Genomic DNA, 17,246 nt, shown 5'->3' with positions numbered 1-17,246 from the left:
ATGGTACTGCAGGGGGGACCCTGTGGGAGAGTAGGACGCCGCCGAACAATTCTTGGGAAAGGCCCACGCCATCAGGCGTGGGCCTTTCTGCGTTTATGCTCGACAGCATGCGCTACGACCTGATCATCTTTGACAACGACGGGGTGCTCGTCGACAGCGAGCCCATATCCAATCGCCATCTCGCGGCCTATCTGACCGAGCTGGGGCACCCGACCTCGTACGAGGACTCCATCCGGGACTACATGGGCTCGGCGATGCACCGGATTCATGAGCTGGTGCTGGAGCGCACGGGGCAGCGGTTGCCGGACGACTTCGACGATGTCTTCCACGCGCGGGTGTTCGCCGCGTTCGAGCGGGAGTTGGCACCGGTGGCCGGCGTGGCGGACGTACTGGAGAAGCTGGCCACGGACGGGGTGCCGTACTGCGTGGCGTCCTCCGGGAGTCATGGGCGGATCCGGGTGGGGCATCGCACGACCGGGCTCGACCGGTGGTTCCCGGAGGAGCGGATCTTCAGCTCCGAGGACGTGGGGCGGGGCAAGCCGGCGCCCGATCTCTTCCTGCACGCGGCACGGCGGATGGGGGTGGCCCCCGAGCGGTGCGTGGTCGTCGAGGACTCCCCGCTCGGCGTGCGGGCCGCCGTGGCGGCCGGGATGGACGTCTGCGGGTTCACCGCGATGACGCCGGCGGCGAGGCTGAGCGGTGCCGATCAACTCTTCGGTGCCATGAGCGAGTTGCTTGACCTGCTGATATGACCTGAGCCATCGGTCGGGTCCTGACAATTGTCATGCGGACCTCCGGACGATCGTTTCTACTGGCGGACCCCCTGCTGCGGCGAAGCTGAGGGCATGACGAAGAACACGGGGATCCAGAACTTCCGGCCGCTGCTCCTGGACGTGGCCCTGCCGCTCGGCTCGTACTACCTGTTCAAGGACGCCTTCGGGCTGAGCACCTTCGCCTCCCTCGCCTGGAGCAGCGTGGCGCCGGCGGTGCGAACCGTGTGGGGCCTGGTGAAGGAGCGGAAGACCAACGCTCTGGCCGGTCTCATCCTGGTCGTCAACGTCGTCTCGCTGCTGCTCAGCTTCGTCTCCGGTGACCCGCGGCTGATGCTCGCCAAGGACAGCGGGGTCAGCAGTGTCATCGCCTTCGGGATCCTGGCCTCGGTCTGGTTCGGCAAGCCGATGATGACCGCCGGGATGAAGCCCTTCCTGGTGAAGGGGGACGCGGAGAAGGAGGCCGCCTGGCAGCGGCTGGTCTCCGGGGAGTCCGTTCGGTCGGCGGCCTTCCGGGGCAAGGAGAAGGCCTTCTCGGTCGTCTGGGGGCTGGTGCTGCTCGCCGAGTGTTCCGCCCGGGTCGTAGGTGCGTACACCATTCCTGTGGACACGATGGTGTGGCTCGGCACCGTCTTCCTGGTCGGCGCGATGGTGATCGGGTTCGTGCTCAGTGGTGGGCTGGCCGCCGGGCCGATGGAGAAGATCCTCGCCGCCGAGGTGGAGGACGGCAAGGCCACCCAGCGGAAGCAGCCGGAGCGGTCGGGACTGGCCGTCGCCGCCTGAGACCAGCTCGGTCAAGCTGAGGGAAATTCATCTTTGGCTGGATCTACCCACAGGTAGCCCGGGGCCCTACGCTCGCCGCCATGACTGATGTGCTGCGGCGCGGTAGGGCCTCGCTGGCGTTCAGCTTCTTCGCGCAGGGCGCCACCTTCGCGCTGCTCGTGACGCGGATCCCGGCCATCCAGGACCGGTACGGCGTCTCCGACGCGCTGCTGCCGGTCTTCCTGGCCGCCGTACCGATCCTGGCCGGGGTGGGCAGTGTGACCACCGAGCAGCTGGTGAAGCGTGTACGGCCGAGTCGGCTGCTGCGGTACTCCCAGCCGGTGGTGCTGCTGGCGCTGCTCGGGGCCGGAGCCGGCGGGCAGCTCGCCGAACTGGCGGTGGCGCTGGGCGTGTTCGGGCTCACGGTGGGGGCGCTGGACGCCTCCATGAACATGCTCGGGGTGAGCCTTCAGCGGTCGTACGGGCGCAGCATCATGCTCAGTTTCCATGCCGCGTACAGCCTGGGCGGGATCCTCGGGGCCTCGCTGGCCTGGGTCGGGGCGCACTGGCATCTCGCGCTGTGGGTGTCGTATCTGCCGGTGGTGGCGGTGCTGCTGCCGGCGACGCTGGTGGGCAGCCGGTGGTACGCCGACGGGGAACCGGCGGCCGTGGGGGAGGGCCAGGAGCGGGGGCAGGGCGCGGGGGTGGTGTTCAAGCTGCTGCTGCCGCTGTGTCTGGTGATGACCTTCGCCTACATCGGGGACTCGACCGTCTCCAACTGGAGCGCGAAGTATCTGAAGGACGTGCTGGGCAGCAGCGAGCAGCTGGCGACGGTGCCGTACAACGTGTACATGGTGACCACGCTGGTGGGGCGGGCGCTCGGGGACTTCGGGGTGCGGCGGTTCGGGGCCGTGGCGGTCGTACGGCTCGGGACGCTGGTGGCGGCCGGCGGGTTCGCGGTGGTGGCGTCGGCGCCCGGGGCGTGGGTCGGGATGCTCGGGTTCATGTTGGTGGGGCTGGGGTTGTGCGTGCTGGTGCCGCAGACGTTCGCGGCGGCGGGCAGGCGCGCTTTTGAGGAGCACGGCCCGGGGGCTTCGGACGCGGCCGTCGCGCGTCTGAACATCTTCAATTACGTGGGCTTTCTGGTCGGTTCGCCGTTGGTGGGGGCCTTGGGCGATGCGTGGAGTTATCGCGGGGCGATGCTTGTGCCGATGGTGTTGGTGCTGGTGACGCTGGGGTACGCCAGATCGTTCGCCGCTCAACCGGACCGATACGGTGGCGGGCATGAGCGGCCGCGCACAGCTGATGTGGGACGAGGCAGTAACGGGCTATGACTTCGGCCCGGATCATCCGATGGATCCGGTCCGGCTGGCACTGACCCGGAAACTGGTGGGTGCCTTCGGGCTCGACCGGGAGCTGGAGGTCGTCGCGGCGAAGCCGGCCGGTGAGTCGACGCTGATGCTGGTGCACCGCGAGGACTACATCGAGGCGGTGAAGGCCGCGTCGGCGGATCCGGCGGGGGCGCGCGGGCAGTACGGGCTGGGTACGGTCGACGATCCCGCGTTCGCCGGGATGCACGAGGTGTCCGCGCTGATCGCGGGGCAGTCGGTGGCGGCGGCGGAGGCGGTGTGGCGGGGGGACGTCGAACACGCGGTGAACTTCGCGGGCGGGCTGCACCATGCGATGCCGGGGGGTGCGTCGGGGTTCTGCATCTACAACGACGCGGCGCTGGCCATCGCCCGGCTGCTGGAGCTGGGGGCCGAGCGGGTCGCCTATGTGGATGTGGACGTGCACCACGGGGACGGGGTGCAGGCCGCGTTCTGGGAGGATCCGCGGGTGCTGACGATCTCGCTGCACGAGCATCCCCGCACGCTGTTCCCGCAGACCGGGTGGCCGGAGGAGGTCGGGGCGGGGGCCGGGGAGGGGGCCGCGGTGAACGTGGGGCTGCCGGCGGGGACCGGGGACGCGGGGTGGCTGCGGGCGTTTCACGCGGTGGTGCCGGAGCTGATCGCCGACTTCCGGCCGCAGGTGCTGGTGACGCAGCACGGGGCCGACACGCACTTCGAGGATCCGCTGGCCCATCTCGCCGTGTCGCTGGACGCGCAGCGGGCGGTGCAGGTGGCCTGTCATGAGCTGGCGCACGAGTACGCCGACGGGAAGTGGGTCGCGCTCGGCGGGGGCGGGTACGCGGTGGTGGAGGTCGTGCCGCGGTCCTGGACGCATCTGGTGGCAGTGGCCGCGGGCAGGCCGGTGGCGCCGGAGACGGTGATCCCGGAGGGGTGGCGCCAGGAGGTGTTCGCCAGGACCCGGCAGTTGGGGCCGCAGCGGATGACCGACGGGCGGTGGCCGGTGAGCTGGGCGTCGTGGGACGCGGGCTACGACCCCGCCGACCGGCTCGACCAGGCGGTCCTGGCGACCCGGCGGGCGGCGTTCCCTCTGCGGGGCCTGCTGCCGTAGGGGGTTAGGCCAACTGTGCGGAATTCCACCCATTCCTGACGCATCCTCATCCGTGATGCGCGAGCATCTCAGCCGTGGTGACCGCCGAGGCTCTGTGTGCGCATCTGGTGGCCGTGCGGCTGGCCGGGGAGGTGGGGACCTCCCGGGAGGTCAGCCTGCGGAGTTATCGGTTGTTCGCCGCCCGGGATCCGCGCGTGTTGATCGGGATCGATCCCGAAGGGGCGTGGCAGCAGCCGGAACTGCTCGCGTTGATGGCGGAGAAGTGTGGCGTTTCGGCCGATCCGCGGCACACGTCCGGCCCGGACGTGATCGATCCGGGGCGCACGGTGGCCGCGCTGGATGCCTTCGCCGAGCGCATCGGGGAGGCGGCCGGGCGCCGGGCTCCCGTGCTGTTCGGGACCGGGCATCCGCACCGCCTGCTCGGGTTCTACGCCGGCTTGGCGGACGCGCTCTCGGCGGCGGGGTGTGAGGTGCTCACCCCCGCGCAGGGTCACTGTGTCGACATATTGACCCGGTTCGGTCTACGTACCCATTACCTCGACTACGTACGAGGGGTTGCCTTGGTGCGGGAACCAGGAGCCGAGCGCCCCGGTTGTGAGCCGGGTGTCCACAGTCATTCTCCGCTGCCGGTTCGGGTCGTCCTGGAGGTCGCCGCGGCCGCCGGCGGACCGCTGCCCGCGCTCGTCGTCGGAGACCACGGCTGGGTCTGCGGTGCAGGTCAGCTGGGGTTCGAGGCCATCGGGCTCGGCGATGTCGACGATCCGGCGCTGTTCGTGGGAGAGGTCGAGGGAGCGCTGGCCGTCGCCGTTCCGGTTGATGACGGCGTGCGGTCCGCGTACTACCGCCCGCTTACCCGCTACGTACTCAAACGAGCGTGTCTGTCACAGTAGGCCAGCGATGGGTGCACCTCTTCCCCACTCGCATCACCCGCCCCTACATTGGGGAGTGAGCACGCAGCGACGAAGAGTCACCGGAAGGGGAAGCCGGTGGCCGTCGAGTGCGGAAGGTTCAGGTGTGTCATGGCAGCTGGCGAGAGGCCTCTGAACGAGGTCGTGTTCCTTACCGTGGCGGAAGTCGCCGCGGTGATGCGAGTGTCGAAGATGACCGTGTACCGGCTGGTGCACAGCGGTCATCTGCCCGCGATCCGGGTGGGGCGGTCCTTCCGCGTCCCGGAGCAAGCGGTACACGAGTACCTTCGCGACAGCTATGTGGGGGTGGAAACGGCCTGACGACGCCTCCGGAAAGATCCGGAGGACCCTCGATTACGACCTCAGCGCTCGGTTGGGTAGGCTAGCCCCTCGTAGGTCGTGTGGGCCCATGGCGCCCAAACAACCGAGTGATGAGAAGTGAGCGAGGGTAGTCGTGGGCTCTGTTATCAAGAAGCGGCGCAAGCGGATGGCCAAGAAGAAGCACCGCAAGCTGCTCAAGCGCACGCGCGTTCAGCGTCGCAACAAGAAGTAAGCGGCGCGCGAGAAGCGTGTCCCTGTGGCCCCCCACCCTGACGGTGGGGGGCCACAGGCATGTCCGGGCCGCCCAGCTGCGGTTCCGACCGGTGAAATTCCGTCACCTCGTGCATCGGGGGGTCATCACAGCGCAACGTCGACCCGCTAAGTTGGCCGCACGCACACCGTACGAGGGAAGGCGCTGATCTTGGGGAAGGTCGTGCTCGTCACCGGAGCGGCCCGCCAGCTGGGCGGCCGGTTCGTGCGGCGGATCCAACGGGATCCGGAGGTCGACCGGGTGATCGCCGTGGACGCCGTGCCCCCGGTGCACCATCTGGGCGGGGCCGACTTCATCCAGGCCGACATCCGGCTGCCGACGATAGCCCGCGTGCTCGCCGAGACCGGCGCGGACACGGTCGTCCACCTCGATGTGACGGGCACGGCGCTGGGCGCCGGCAGCCGGGCCATGGTCAAGGAGACCAACGTCATCGGCACCATGCAGCTGCTCGGCGCCTGCCAGAAGTCGCCGGCCGTCAAGCGGCTGGTGGTGAAGTCCAGTACGAACGTCTACGGCTCCGCGCCGCGCGACCCGGCCGTGTTCACCGAGACGACCTCGGCGAAGTCGCTGCCGAGCGGCGGGTTCGCGAAGGACACCGTCGAGGTCGAGGGATACGTGCGCGGGTTCGCCCGGCGGCGCCCGGACGTCGCGGTGTGCGTGCTGCGGTTCGCCAACATCCTCGGGCCGGCCGCGGACACCCCGCTCGCCTCGTACTTCACGCTGCCGGTCCTGCCGACCGTGTTCGGCTACGACCCGCGGCTCCAGTTCGTGCACGAGGACGACGTCGTCGAGGTGCTCCGGATCGCCTCGCACGAGCCGCGCCGGGGCACGCTCAACAGCGGCACGTTCAACATCGCCGGGGACGGTGTGCTGCTGCTCTCGCAGTGCTCGCGGCGGCTCGGGCGGCCGACCGTGCCGTTGCTGCTGCCCGCGGTCACCTGGGCGGGTTCGCTGGTGCGTACGCTCGGTATGACGGACTTCTCACCGGAGCAGATCCGGCTGCTCACGCACGGGCGGGTGGTGGCCACCGGCCAGATGCGCGAGACGCTCGGCTTCACGCCCCGGTACACGACGGCGGAGACGTTCGCGGACTTCGTACGCGGCCAGGGCCCCGGGCTGCTGCCGCCGGAGGCCCTCGCCGGGGCCGTCGACCGCATCGCCGCGCTGGCCGCCAAGGGCAGCGGTCACCTCCCCACGCACGGCGCCAACTGAGGAGCGCAGCAACGATGGCGGACGCCAAGGTCATTCCGTTCGACGACGACCGGTCCCGTGGGGGCGCCGCGGCGCGCCCGGCGCGGCGCCGGGGTGTGGGCAGGCCGCGCGGCGGGTCGGACGATCCCGGGGAGCTGGGCGAGGTCCAGCCGCTGCCGGGGCGGGCCCGGGTGCGGGAGGATGGGTTCGTGAGCCGCGCGCAGGAGCAGAGGGAGCCGGAGGAACCGCGGGATCCGCGGCCCGGTGCCGGAGGGCAGGGCGCGGGTCTGGAGCGACGTGTGGCGGCGGGGCTGGCGTTTCTGCGGCGCCGGCTGACCGGGGACTACGACGTCGACGACTTCGGCTACGACGAGGAGCTGACCGACCAGGTCCTGATGTCGCTGCTGCGGCCGGTGTACGAGAAGTACTTCCGGGTCGAGGTGAAGGGCATCGAGAACATCCCGGCCAAGGGCGGGGCGCTGATCGTCGCCAACCACTCCGGGACGCTGCCGCTGGACGGGCTGATGATGCAGGTCGCCGTGCACGACCAGCACCCCGCCGACCGTCATCTGCGGCTGCTCGCGGCCGATCTGGTCTTCGTGCTGCCGGTGGTGAACGAACTCGCCCGCAAGCTGGGTCACACCCTCGCGTGCGCGGAGGACGCCGAACGGCTGCTGGCGCAGGGGGAGCTGGTCGGGGTGATGCCGGAGGGCTTCAAGGGGATCGGGAAACCCTTCGGCGAGCGGTACAAGCTCCAGCGGTTCGGCCGGGGCGGTTTCGTCTCCACGGCGCTGCGCCAGGGGGCGCCGATCATTCCCTGCTCGATCGTCGGGGCGGAGGAGATCTACCCGATGATCGGCAACGCGAAGACGCTGGCGCGGTTGCTGGGCTTCCCGTACTTCCCGTTGACGCCGACGTTTCCGTGGCTGGGGCCGCTGGGCGCGGTGCCGTTGCCGACGAAGTGGACGATCCAGTTCGGTGAGCCGATCCCGACGGACGGCTATCCGCCGGAGGCGGCGGAGGACCCGATGCTGATGTTCAACCTGACGGACCAGGTGCGTGAGCAGATCCAGCACACGCTGTACAAGCTGCTCGTGCAGCGGCGGTCGGTGTTCTTCTGAGTGTCTGCGCGGCAGCGGGGCGCCCGCTCGGGTGGGTGCCCCGCTGCCGTGACTCTCGCTAGTTGGTGTTGTTCTCGCCCTCGATGCCCAGGCCCGGGAGGAGGCCGGGGAGGAGCGGGGGGAGGGTGACGTCGGGGGCAGTCGGGGTCGTGGGTTTGGTGGTGGGCGAGGTGCTGGCGCCGTTGCCCGTCTTCGGGGGACCGAGCAGGCCGCCGGTGTTGCCGCCGAGCAGGCCCTCGCCGTTGTCGCCGGTGAGCGAGCCGCTCGGGTCGTCCGTGCGAGCGTGCTTGCCGGTGGCGGGGGCCGAGCCGGAAGAGCTGGGCGAGGTGGCGCCGCGGTGGGCGCCCGAGCCCGTCGAGGCCGAGCCGGGGCCCTGGCGCGTGCCGGTGCCGGGGTGGGCCCCGGGCTTCGGCAGACGGGCCTCCAGCGGCGCGACCTCTTGGTCTATGGCGGCGAACACCGACGTCACCTGCTCTTTGACGTCCCCGAGCTGCACCGGCAGCTTGCCGCTCAGCGCGCTCCAGGCCTCGCGGTGGGACCGGGCGAAGGTCGACAGGGCCTGGATGGGGCCCAGGGAGTCCGGGTCGGCCTCGTACGCCTCGTGGAGCAGGCGGTGGCCTTCGGTGACGTCGCGCTGCATGCCGGAGAGCGTGCGGCGGATCTCGCCGAGGGACTCGTGGTCGAGGTGTCCGCCGCGGCCTCGCTCCATCAGCCGCCGGGCCTCGCTGAGCCGCGTGGAGGCCTGGTCGAGGTAGGTCTGGCCGCGCTGGTCGTCGCCGTCGGACAGGTAGTTGAGCTTGAACTCCTCGATGCCGCGTTTGAGGCCGTACAGGGAGTCACCGGGCAGGGCGTCCGAGCTGGCCGCGGCGACTCCGCCGAAGGCTCCCGCGGCCACGCCGACGCTGAGCCCGCCCGCGGCGAGTCCCTTGGTCAGCCGGCTGCGTGGGCGGAGTTTGCTCAACGGGCTCGCCCGGTGTGCGCCCCTGGAGTGGGAAGAACGTTGTTCGGGTACCAACGCGTCCGCCGCTCCGGTTCCCTCCTGGAGCATGGCCTCCATCGCGGCCACCAGCTGGGCGCGCTGGACGACCTTGACCTCGGGGTCGAGCTGTGGCTTGGGCAGTGCGCCGAGGCCCGAGGCGAGGGCGAGCAGCTCGCCCTGCCCGGACTCCTCGGTGGCCGGCGGTCCGCCCGCCGGTGCTGGCTGCTCGGCCGCCGTGTCCCGGTCGGACTGCTCATCCAGGGCCTGGGCGAAGGCGTTCGCCCGCCGGTGCGCCGATACGTTCGCGATCACTGGCGGCACCTCCTCTCGTCATCACGGTCGACTCCCCAGGGGGTCCTGAGGGTTGCACGCCCGTGACCGATCCACACGATCGAGTGATCAGGGTCGGCCAGGACGTGACCACAGGGAGCCTGTATCCCGCACAACGACTGGCGCGGCACTTGGGTTACGGACGGCGGATGGGCGGATCGGAAAGACAACGGGCTTTCACGCAACGTGAGTTGGCGGTCGCCCGCGGTCGCGATCGGTTCAGCGTGCGTCGTCCGGCAGGAGCCGGGCGAGGGTGCGGACGGCGCGGTACTGGAGGGTCTTGATGGCGCCCTCGTTCTTGCCCATGACGCGGGCGGTCTCGGCGACCGAGAGGCCCTGGAGGAAGCGGAGCGTCACGCACTCCTGCTGCTGGGGGTTGAGTCGGCGCACGGCGTCGAGCAGCGCGGCGTTCGACAGCGACTCCAGGACGGAGTCCTCCGGGGAGCGTTCGACCTCGTTGGCGTCGAGCATCTCGCCGGTGGTGACCTCCAGGCGGAAGCGGCTGGACTTGAAGTGGTCGGCGACGAGGTTCCGGGCGATCGTGACCAGCCAGGCGCCGAAGTCGCGGCCCTGCCAGGTGAACGTGCCGATCCTGCGGAGCGCCCGCAGAAAGGTCTCGCTCGTGAGGTCCTCGGCCGTCGCGCGGCCGCCGACGCGGTAGTAGATGTACCGGTACACCGTGTCGCTGTACTGGTCGTAGAGCCGGCCGAAGGCCTCGGCCTCGCCGGCCTGGGCGCGCTCGACCAGGTCCATCATCCGGGCGCTGTCGCTGTCGGCGGCCGGTCGGCGGGCGGTGGCCGCGCCGGTGGCGCGGCCTCGTCTGCCCACGGTGGCGCTGCCGTCGGCCAGTGCGTAGCACGGGCCGGCGGGCATGGCGGCGGCGAAGGCGGGGACGGCGTACGCGGTGGGGACGAGGCCGCGCAGCGTCTCTTTGACCGTTGCGAGTGTTGCGCGCAGCGTAGCCAGGCCCGAGGCGTCAACCCCGACGTGTGGGTACACGGGACTCCCAGAGGCAGAGCTTCCATCACGTGCAGTGCGGGACCGTTCACCCGTCGTAGCGACGGAGAGGTACCGGTTTGCGTCTGAGGAGAATAACGCTTCGTGCAGGCACTGCTACACCGAGTTGCTCAAATCATCGATTGCGTCGCTTCTGTTACCGATTGACGTCCTATCAAGTGCCGTAGCTTGATCGGTTGTTGATCGAAAACAGGCCTGTTTCGGTGAGGTACAGGGCGTGTTGAAATGGCCGCGGCATAATTCGGGCGCGCGCGGCCAGTGGGTGTCGTGCTGGGGTTCGGAGTGCGGGGGCGGTGCCTATCGGCGCCGTCGGCTGATCGCGATGGCGGCCGCCGTGCCGCCGGCGACGGCGCCGACGCCGGCCGCCGCGGGGATGCCCACCTTCGCCGCCTTGCGCCCGGTGCGGTAGTCGCGCAGGCGCCAGTCCTTCTCCCGGGCGTGCCTGCGGAGCTTGGCGTCCGGGTTGATGGCGTAGGGGTGACCGACCAGGGAGAGCATCGGGATGTCGTTGTGGCTGTCGCTGTACGCGGCGCAGCGGGCCAGGTCCAGGCCCTCCGCGGCGGCCAGCGCGCGGACCGCCTCCGCCTTCGCCGGGCCGTGCAGCGGCTCGCCGACCAGCTTGCCGGTGTAGACGCCGTCGACCGACTCCGCGACGGTGCCGAGCGCGCCGGTGAGGCCGAGGCGGCGGGCGATCACCTGGGCGATCTCCACCGGGGCCGCCGTGACCAGCCACACCTTCTGGCCCGCGTCCAGGTGGGCCTGGGCGAGCGCGCGGGTGCCGGGCCAGATGCGGTCGGCCATGTACTCGTCGTAGATCTCCTCGCCGATCGACTCCAGCTCGGCGACCCGGTGGCCCTTGACGATCGACAGCGCCGAGTCGCGGGCGTCTTGCATGTGCTCGGGGTCCTCGACGCCGGCCAGCCGGAACCAGGCCTGCTGCCAGGCGAACCGGGCGAGGTCGCGGGTCTCGAAGAACTTCCGCTTGTACAGGCCGCGGCCGAAGTGGAACAGCGCGGCGCCCTGCATCACGGTGTTGTCGAGGTCGAAGAACGCGGCTGCCCTGGTGTCGCCGATGACGGGGAACTCCGGTTCCTCCGGTGCGCCCGGTGGAGCCTCCTGGGCTGTCTGCGCCTCCTGCGAGGACTTGCGGGCGGCCTCTGCCGAGGCCTCGCCTGCCAACACGCTCCGCGCCGTGGCGGAGCGCCTACGGGGAGTGAGCCATCCGAGAGCGGCCATGTCGTGAGCATAGCCAGTTTGTTCGGTGCTTCCGGAGTCGAGAGGTTGGAAGGGGGTGAACTCTCCGCTACCGGGCCGTTAAGGGGGGCGGGGAAGGGCGGGAGAATGGCCGGCATGACTCCTCTCTTCCGACGCAAGGCCGCCCCGCACGAGCGGCTGATCACTCTCGTCCGCAAGCCGGGCTGTCATCTGTGCGACGACGCGCAGCAGGTGGTCGAGAAGGTGGCCGGCGATCTGGGGGTGCCGTTCGAGCTGAAGGACATCACCCACGACAAGGCGCTGCACGACCAGTACTGGGAGCAGATTCCCGTCGTACTCGTCGATGGTGAACAGCACACCTTCTGGCGCGTGAACGAGGAGCGACTGCGCCGGGCACTGACCGACTAGTCCAAACCGGCCCGAAAGTCGCTTAGGATCGACGGCGGTTTGGTCTCGGGGGCGGGATTTGTGAGGAGAGTGTGCGATTTTGCCCCCAATACCGAAGGAACGTGCGCGGGTGTGCGCCGGTTCCCGTCGAGGGCGCTCCGGTTGCGTGACCCCGGTCACTTCTGCCGGGCAAATCGGACACCATCTTTGTGCACGCGTTCACAAAGACATAGCCTGCATTCGACGGGGCGGTCTGGGGACGTATGACCGCCTACAGCCCCGCTCTACCCGCAGGAGCACCGTGGCAACTGGCCGAACACACCGACCGGCGACCCGTAGCCGAGGGATTCCCGAGGCCACCGTCGCCAGGCTTCCGCTGTACCTCCGCGCGCTGACCGCGCTGTCGGAGCGCTCGGTACCCACGGTCTCCTCCGAGGAGCTGGCGGCCGCCGCGGGGGTCAACTCCGCCAAGCTGCGCAAGGACTTCTCGTACCTGGGCTCCTACGGAACGCGCGGTGTCGGCTACGACGTGGAGTATCTCGTCTACCAGATCTCCCGTGAACTGGGTCTGACCCAGGACTGGCCGGTTGTCATCGTCGGTATCGGCAACCTCGGCGCCGCGCTGGCCAATTACGGCGGGTTCGCCTCCCGTGGTTTCCGGGTGGCCGCGCTGATCGACGCGGATCCGGCGATGGCCGGAAAGCCCGTCGCGGGCATCCCGGTGCAGCACACGGACGACCTCGAGAAGATCATCGAGGACAACGGGGTCTCGATCGGCGTCATCGCCACCCCGGCCGGCGCCGCCCAGCAGGTCTGCGACCGGCTCGTGGCCGCCGGGGTCACCTCCATCCTGAACTTCGCGCCGACCGTGCTGTCCGTCCCGGACGGCGTCGACGTACGCAAGGTCGACCTCTCGATCGAACTCCAGATCCTCGCCTTCCACGAGCAGCGCAAGGCCGGCGAGGAGCCCGCCCTGGAGACCGCGGTGGGCGACGGCGCGCAGCCCGCCGCCACCCCCCGCGAAGCGGCATCGACCGCCGCGCCTGCCGCATCCGCCGACCAGGGACCCGACGGGGACGTACCCGCCGTGATGCCGGCATGAGTCTCCTCGTCGTCGGACTGAGCCACCGCAGCGCGCCGGTGAGCGTGCTGGAGCGGGCCGCGCTGAGCATGGACGCCCAGATCAAGCTGCTCCAGGACACGGTCGCCGCCGAACCGGCCGGTGAGGCCGCGGTGCTCGCCACCTGCAACCGCATCGAGCTGTACGCCGACGTGGACAAGTTCCACGCGGGTGTCGCCGAGCTGTCCACGCTGCTCGCCCAGCACAGCGGTGTCGGCCTGGACGAGCTGACCCCCTACCTCTACGTGCACTACGAGGACCGGGCCGTCCACCACCTGTTCTCGGTGGCCTGCGGCCTGGACTCGATGGTCGTCGGCGAGGGGCAGATCCTCGGCCAGATCAAGGACTCCCTGGCCAGGGCGCAGGACCTGCACACCGCCGGCCGCCTCCTGAACGACCTGTTCCAGCAGGCCCTGCGGGTCGGCAAGCGCGCCCACTCCGAGACCGGCATCGACCGCGCGGGCCAGTCCCTGGTCACCTTCGGCCTGGAGCAGCTGGCCGCCGCCGCGGACGTCCCGGCCTGGGCGCGCGGCAAGCGGGCCCTGGTCATCGGCGCCGGGTCGATGTCCTCGCTGGCCGCCGCCACGCTCGCGCGGGCCGGGGTCGCCGAGGTCGTCGTCGCCAACCGCACCTTCGAGCGCGCCGAGCGCCTCGCGCAGATACTGACCGAGGCCGACGACAACGCGGTCACCGCGCGCGCGGTCGAGATGAGCGCCGTGCCGGGCGAGCTGACACGTGCCGACGTCGTCGTCTCCTGTACCGGGGCGACGGGTCTGGTGCTCACGGCGGAAGCGGTCGCGCAGGCGGTCGAGGGCCGCACCGGGCAGCCCGCCGTCGCCTCCTCCCCGGACGTGGAGCCCGAGATCCCGCTGCCGACCGCCGGCGCCGGTGACGAGAACTGCCCGCTGGACCTGGCCGCCGTACCGACCGGCTTCTCCGTCATGGGCGAGGCCGCCGTGGCCGGCATGGACGCGGCCACCCTGGAGCAGCACGCGGCCTGGGTCGCGGGAGGGACCATCGAGCGTCCCGGCCGCCGCAGCCCCGAGGCCGACGCCGAGCTGATCACCGCGCTCGCCGCGACCGTCGCCACGGTCGGCCGGATCCCCGAGCGGCGCAGGCCCGAGCCGCCGGCCGAGCGTCCGGCGCCCTTCTTCTTCCTCCTCGACCTGGCCATGCCCCGCGACATCGACGCGGCCGTGCACCGGCTGGCCGGGGTGCGGCTGGTCGACATCGAGTCGCTCGCGGAGTCCTCGGCGGACGCCCCGATGGCGGCCGACGTGGACCTGGTCCGGCGTATCGTCTCCGACGAGGTCGCGGCCTTCGGCGCGGCACAGCGGGCGGCGCACATCACGCCGACCGTGGTCGCGCTGCGCACCATGGCCGCCGACGTCGTCGCCGGTGAGATCGCGCGGCTCGACGGCCGTCTGCCCGACCTGGACGACCGCCAGCGCGGCGAGATCCGCCAGGCCGTGCACCGGGTCGTCGACAAGCTGCTGCACGCGCCGACCGTACGGGTCAAGCAGCTCGCGGCCGAGCCCGGCGGCACCGGGTACGCGGACGCGCTGCGCACCCTGTTCGACCTCGACCCCGAGACGGTCGCCTCCGTCTCCCGGGCCGTGGACAGCACAGACACGAAGGACCGACCGGCATGACTGAGAAGGCACTGAGGCTGGGGACCAGGCGCAGCAAGCTCGCCATGGCCCAGTCCGGGCAGGTGGCGCAGGCCGTCCGCCAGGTGACCGGGCGGCCCGTGGAGCTGGTCGAGATCACCACCTACGGCGACACCTCCCGCGAGCACCTCGCGCAGATCGGCGGCACCGGCGTGTTCGTCACGGCGCTGCGCGACGCGCTGGTGCGCGGCGAGGTCGACTTCGCGGTTCACTCGCTCAAGGACCTCCCGACCGCGCAGCCGGAGGGGCTGGTCCTGGCGGCCATACCGGAGCGCGAGGACCCGCGGGACGTGATCGTCGCCCGGGACGCGCTCAAGTTCACCGACCTGCCGCGGGGCGCGCGCATCGGCACCGGTTCGCCGCGGCGCATGGCCCAGCTGAACGGGTACGCCCGCGCGCACGGCCTGGACATCGAGACGGTCCCGATACGCGGCAACGTCGACACGCGCATCCGGTACGTCCGGGACGGCGAGCTGGACGCGGTCGTGCTGGCCGCCGCCGGACTGAACCGGATCGGCCGCAGCGACGAGGTGACCGACTTCCTGTCGGTCGACACGGTTTTGCCCGCCCCCGGCCAGGGGGCACTGGCGATCGAGTGCGCCGCGGACAACGCGTCGCTGATCGCCTCGCTCGGTGAGCTCGACGACCCGCTCACGCGGGCCGCCACCGCCGCCGAGCGGTCACTGCTCGCCGCCCTGGAGGCCGGCTGCTCCGCCCCTGTGGGCGCGCTGGCCGACCTTCTGGCCGACGGGCAGATTGTCAAGGAAATGCGCCTGCGCGGCGTCGTCGGCACGACCGACGGCACCCGCATGGTGCAGCTGTCCACCACCGGTCCCGTGCCCCAGACGGAGACCCAGGCGATCGCCCTCGGCCGCGACCTCGCGGCCGGGATGCTCGCCCAGGGCGCGGCCGGTCTGATGGGGGAGCGAGCACAGTGAGCCCCACCACCCTTCCCGCCGGCCTCGATCACGGGCACGTCACCTTCCTCGGTGCCGGACCCGGGGATCCGGGACTGTTGACGCTGCGCGCCGTGGAGGCGCTGTCGCACGCGGATGTCCTGATCGCCGAGCACGAGGTGCTGGACGTGATCCGGACGCACGCGCGGCAGGGCGTCTCCGTCGTACCGACGGACGCCTCCATGTCGCCACCGGGCACGGGCACGCCGCAGCTCACGGTCGTTGACGGCACGTCAACAACCGCCGCTGCCCCGTCTCCTGCCCGGGATGCGGCTCATCTTGTCATGGAGGCCGCGCGGTCCGGCAGGCGGGTCGTCCGTGCGGTGTCCGGGGACCCGGGACTTGATACGTACGCGGCCGAGGAAATGCTCGCCTGCGCCTCCGCCGGGGTGCCCTTCGAGGTCGTCCCGGGCGTGGCGGCCGCGGTCGGTGTGCCGGCGTACGCCGGTGTGCCGCTGCGGGACGCGCAGGGCGCGGACGTCCGGTTCGTGGACGCCCGTACGGCCTCCGACCGCTGCTGGACGGAGGTCGGCGCCTCCGACGGCACGGTGGTCGTGTCCACGACGCTGGACTCGGTGGCGGCAGCCGCGGGCGAGCTGGTGTCCGCGGGCCGCAAGCCGGACACCCCGCTGACGGTGACGGTCGCCGGTACGACGACGCGCCAGCGCACGTGGTCCGCCACCCTGGGCACGATCGCGCAGACCCTGAAGCAGGCGAAGGTCCTGCCGTCGCCGGACGGCGGCCGGCCGGTGATAGCCGTGGTCGGCGAGCGTTCCGCCGCCGCCCAGCGCGACCAGCTGTCCTGGTTCGAGTCCAAGCCGCTGTTCGGCTGGAAGGTGCTCGTACCGCGGACGAAGGAGCAGGCGGCCTCGCTCTCCGACCAGCTGCGGTCCTACGGCGCCGTGCCGCACGAGGTTCCGACGATCGCGGTGGAGCCGCCGCGCACCCCGCAGCAGATGGAGCGGGCGGTCAAGGGCCTGGTGACGGGCCGCTACGAGTGGATCGCGTTCACGTCGGTCAACGCGGTGAAGGCCGTCCGGGAGAAGTTCGAGGAGTACGGCCTCGACGCGCGTGCCTTCGCGGGCATCAAGGTCGCGGCCGTGGGCGAGCAGACGGCGAAGGCACTGGTCGCCTTCGGCGTGAAGCCGGACCTGGTGCCGAGCGGGGAGCAGTCGGCCGCGGGTCTGCTGGAGGACTGGCCGCCGTACGACCCGGTCTTCGACCCGATCGACCGCGTCTTCCTGCCTCGCGCGGACATCGCCACGGAGACCTTGGTCGCCGGGCTGATCGAGCTGGGCTGGGAGGTCGACGACGTCACGGCCTACCGGACCGTGCGCGCCTCGCCGCCGCCGGCGGAGACGCGGGAGGCGATCAAGGGCGGCGGCTTCGACGCCGTGCTCTTCACGTCCTCCTCGACCGTCCGCAACCTGGTGGGCATCGCGGGCAAGCCGCACAACGTGACGGTGATCGCCTGCATCGGCCCGGCGACCGCGAAGACCGCCGAGGAGCACGGCCTGCGGGTCGACGTCATGGCTCCGGAGCCGTCGGTGCACAAGCTGGCCGAGGCCCTCGCCGAGTTCGGCATGAAGCGGCGCGCGGCCGCGGTGGAGGCCGGCGACCCGGTGACCCGGCCGAGCGAGCGCCGGCCGGGGGCACGGCGGCGGCGGTCCACGACCTGACGAAGTACGGCGGAGTGCTCCTTGCCGGGGCACTCCGCCGGATCCTTTCCCCGGCCCTTCGCGGCGCCCGTCCCGAACTCTCCGTCACCGAT

Annotated in this window: 17 protein-coding genes; 14 read left to right on the top strand and 3 right to left on the bottom strand. The window is 71.1% G+C overall.

The annotated features are described in order from the left end of the window. Window positions 1-107: 107 nt before the first annotated feature. From ACZ4MF_RS34025 to ACZ4MF_RS33985, 9 genes are all read left to right on the top strand, one after another. The gene (locus tag ACZ4MF_RS34025; RefSeq protein WP_467496174.1) at window positions 108-752 is read left to right on the top strand and encodes an HAD family hydrolase; all 645 of its coding nucleotides are present in this window, start codon (window positions 108-110) and stop codon (window positions 750-752) included. A gap of 93 nt (window positions 753-845) precedes the next feature. Beyond that, a complete protein-coding gene (locus ACZ4MF_RS34020) occupies window positions 846-1,553 on the top strand; it encodes a VC0807 family protein (protein WP_467496172.1) in 708 nt (235 codons plus the stop codon). A gap of 80 nt (window positions 1,554-1,633) precedes the next feature. Further along, on the top strand, window positions 1,634-2,866 hold the full coding sequence (locus ACZ4MF_RS34015) for an MFS transporter (protein WP_467496170.1): 1,233 nt from the start codon (window positions 1,634-1,636) through the stop codon (window positions 2,864-2,866). After that, entirely contained in the window at window positions 2,817-3,989 is a 1,173-nt protein-coding gene (locus ACZ4MF_RS34010) for an acetoin utilization protein AcuC (RefSeq protein WP_362823369.1), read from the top strand. Before ACZ4MF_RS34015 ends, ACZ4MF_RS34010 begins: the two co-directional genes overlap by 50 nt. Before the next feature lie 74 nt (window positions 3,990-4,063). Further along, window positions 4,064-4,879 carry a phosphatase gene (locus ACZ4MF_RS34005; protein ID WP_467496168.1) on the top strand — a complete coding sequence of 272 codons (816 nt, stop codon included), beginning with the start codon at window positions 4,064-4,066 and terminating at the stop codon, window positions 4,877-4,879. A gap of 129 nt (window positions 4,880-5,008) precedes the next feature. Then, complete coding sequence (locus ACZ4MF_RS34000; protein WP_177235464.1) at window positions 5,009-5,218, top strand: helix-turn-helix domain-containing protein; 210 nt, start codon at window positions 5,009-5,011, stop codon at window positions 5,216-5,218. Between the two features lie 133 nt (window positions 5,219-5,351). Then, window positions 5,352-5,450: a 30S ribosomal protein bS22 gene (locus ACZ4MF_RS33995; RefSeq protein WP_003948845.1), complete on the top strand. Its 99-nt coding sequence runs from the start codon at window positions 5,352-5,354 to the stop codon at window positions 5,448-5,450. Between the two features lie 189 nt (window positions 5,451-5,639). Beyond that, window positions 5,640-6,701 (top strand): NAD-dependent epimerase/dehydratase family protein, encoded by a 1,062-nt coding sequence (locus ACZ4MF_RS33990; RefSeq protein WP_467496166.1) that lies wholly within the window; start codon window positions 5,640-5,642, stop codon window positions 6,699-6,701. Window positions 6,702-6,715: 14 nt separating this feature from the next. Further along, the gene (locus ACZ4MF_RS33985; protein ID WP_467496164.1) at window positions 6,716-7,801 is read left to right on the top strand and encodes a lysophospholipid acyltransferase family protein; all 1,086 of its coding nucleotides are present in this window, start codon (window positions 6,716-6,718) and stop codon (window positions 7,799-7,801) included. Window positions 7,802-7,859: 58 nt separating this feature from the next. On the opposite strand, the gene ACZ4MF_RS33980 is transcribed toward ACZ4MF_RS33985, so the two are convergent. The 3 genes from ACZ4MF_RS33980 to ACZ4MF_RS33970 all read right to left on the bottom strand — a co-directional run bounded on the left by ACZ4MF_RS33980 (window position 7,860) and on the right by ACZ4MF_RS33970 (window position 11,363). Then, window positions 7,860-9,092: a DUF5667 domain-containing protein gene (locus tag ACZ4MF_RS33980; protein ID WP_467496162.1), complete on the bottom strand. Its 1,233-nt coding sequence runs from the start codon at window positions 9,090-9,092 to the stop codon at window positions 7,860-7,862. A gap of 237 nt (window positions 9,093-9,329) precedes the next feature. Continuing rightward, window positions 9,330-10,109, bottom strand: coding sequence for an ECF subfamily RNA polymerase sigma factor, BldN family (locus tag ACZ4MF_RS33975; protein WP_356035909.1), 780 nt, complete (start codon window positions 10,107-10,109; stop codon window positions 9,330-9,332). Window positions 10,110-10,424: 315 nt separating this feature from the next. Then, a complete protein-coding gene (locus ACZ4MF_RS33970) occupies window positions 10,425-11,363 on the bottom strand; it encodes an HAD family hydrolase (protein WP_356035911.1) in 939 nt (312 codons plus the stop codon). 105 nt (window positions 11,364-11,468) lie between these two features. Here ACZ4MF_RS33970 and ACZ4MF_RS33965 point away from each other — a divergent pair, with 105 nt between their 5' ends. The 5 genes from ACZ4MF_RS33965 to ACZ4MF_RS33945 all read left to right on the top strand — a co-directional run bounded on the left by ACZ4MF_RS33965 (window position 11,469) and on the right by ACZ4MF_RS33945 (window position 17,154). Further along, on the top strand, window positions 11,469-11,750 hold the full coding sequence (locus ACZ4MF_RS33965) for a glutaredoxin family protein (protein WP_467496159.1): 282 nt from the start codon (window positions 11,469-11,471) through the stop codon (window positions 11,748-11,750). 280 nt (window positions 11,751-12,030) lie between these two features. After that, window positions 12,031-12,831, top strand: coding sequence for a redox-sensing transcriptional repressor Rex (locus ACZ4MF_RS33960; RefSeq protein WP_356035916.1), 801 nt, complete (start codon window positions 12,031-12,033; stop codon window positions 12,829-12,831). Beyond that, window positions 12,828-14,501 (top strand): glutamyl-tRNA reductase, encoded by a 1,674-nt coding sequence (locus tag ACZ4MF_RS33955; protein WP_467496157.1) that lies wholly within the window; start codon window positions 12,828-12,830, stop codon window positions 14,499-14,501. Before ACZ4MF_RS33960 ends, ACZ4MF_RS33955 begins: the two co-directional genes overlap by 4 nt. Next, the gene (gene hemC / locus ACZ4MF_RS33950) at window positions 14,498-15,457 is read left to right on the top strand and encodes a hydroxymethylbilane synthase (protein WP_356035921.1); all 960 of its coding nucleotides are present in this window, start codon (window positions 14,498-14,500) and stop codon (window positions 15,455-15,457) included. Before ACZ4MF_RS33955 ends, hemC begins: the two co-directional genes overlap by 4 nt. Next, on the top strand, window positions 15,454-17,154 hold the full coding sequence (locus tag ACZ4MF_RS33945) for a bifunctional uroporphyrinogen-III C-methyltransferase/uroporphyrinogen-III synthase (RefSeq protein ID WP_356035924.1): 1,701 nt from the start codon (window positions 15,454-15,456) through the stop codon (window positions 17,152-17,154). Before hemC ends, ACZ4MF_RS33945 begins: the two co-directional genes overlap by 4 nt. Window positions 17,155-17,246: the final 92 nt, after the last annotated feature.

The organism is Streptomyces sp. NPDC025793 (assembly GCF_055558375.1).
The sequence above is the reverse complement of the archived record's forward strand: the minus strand, read 5'-3'. Positions and strand labels throughout refer to the sequence as shown.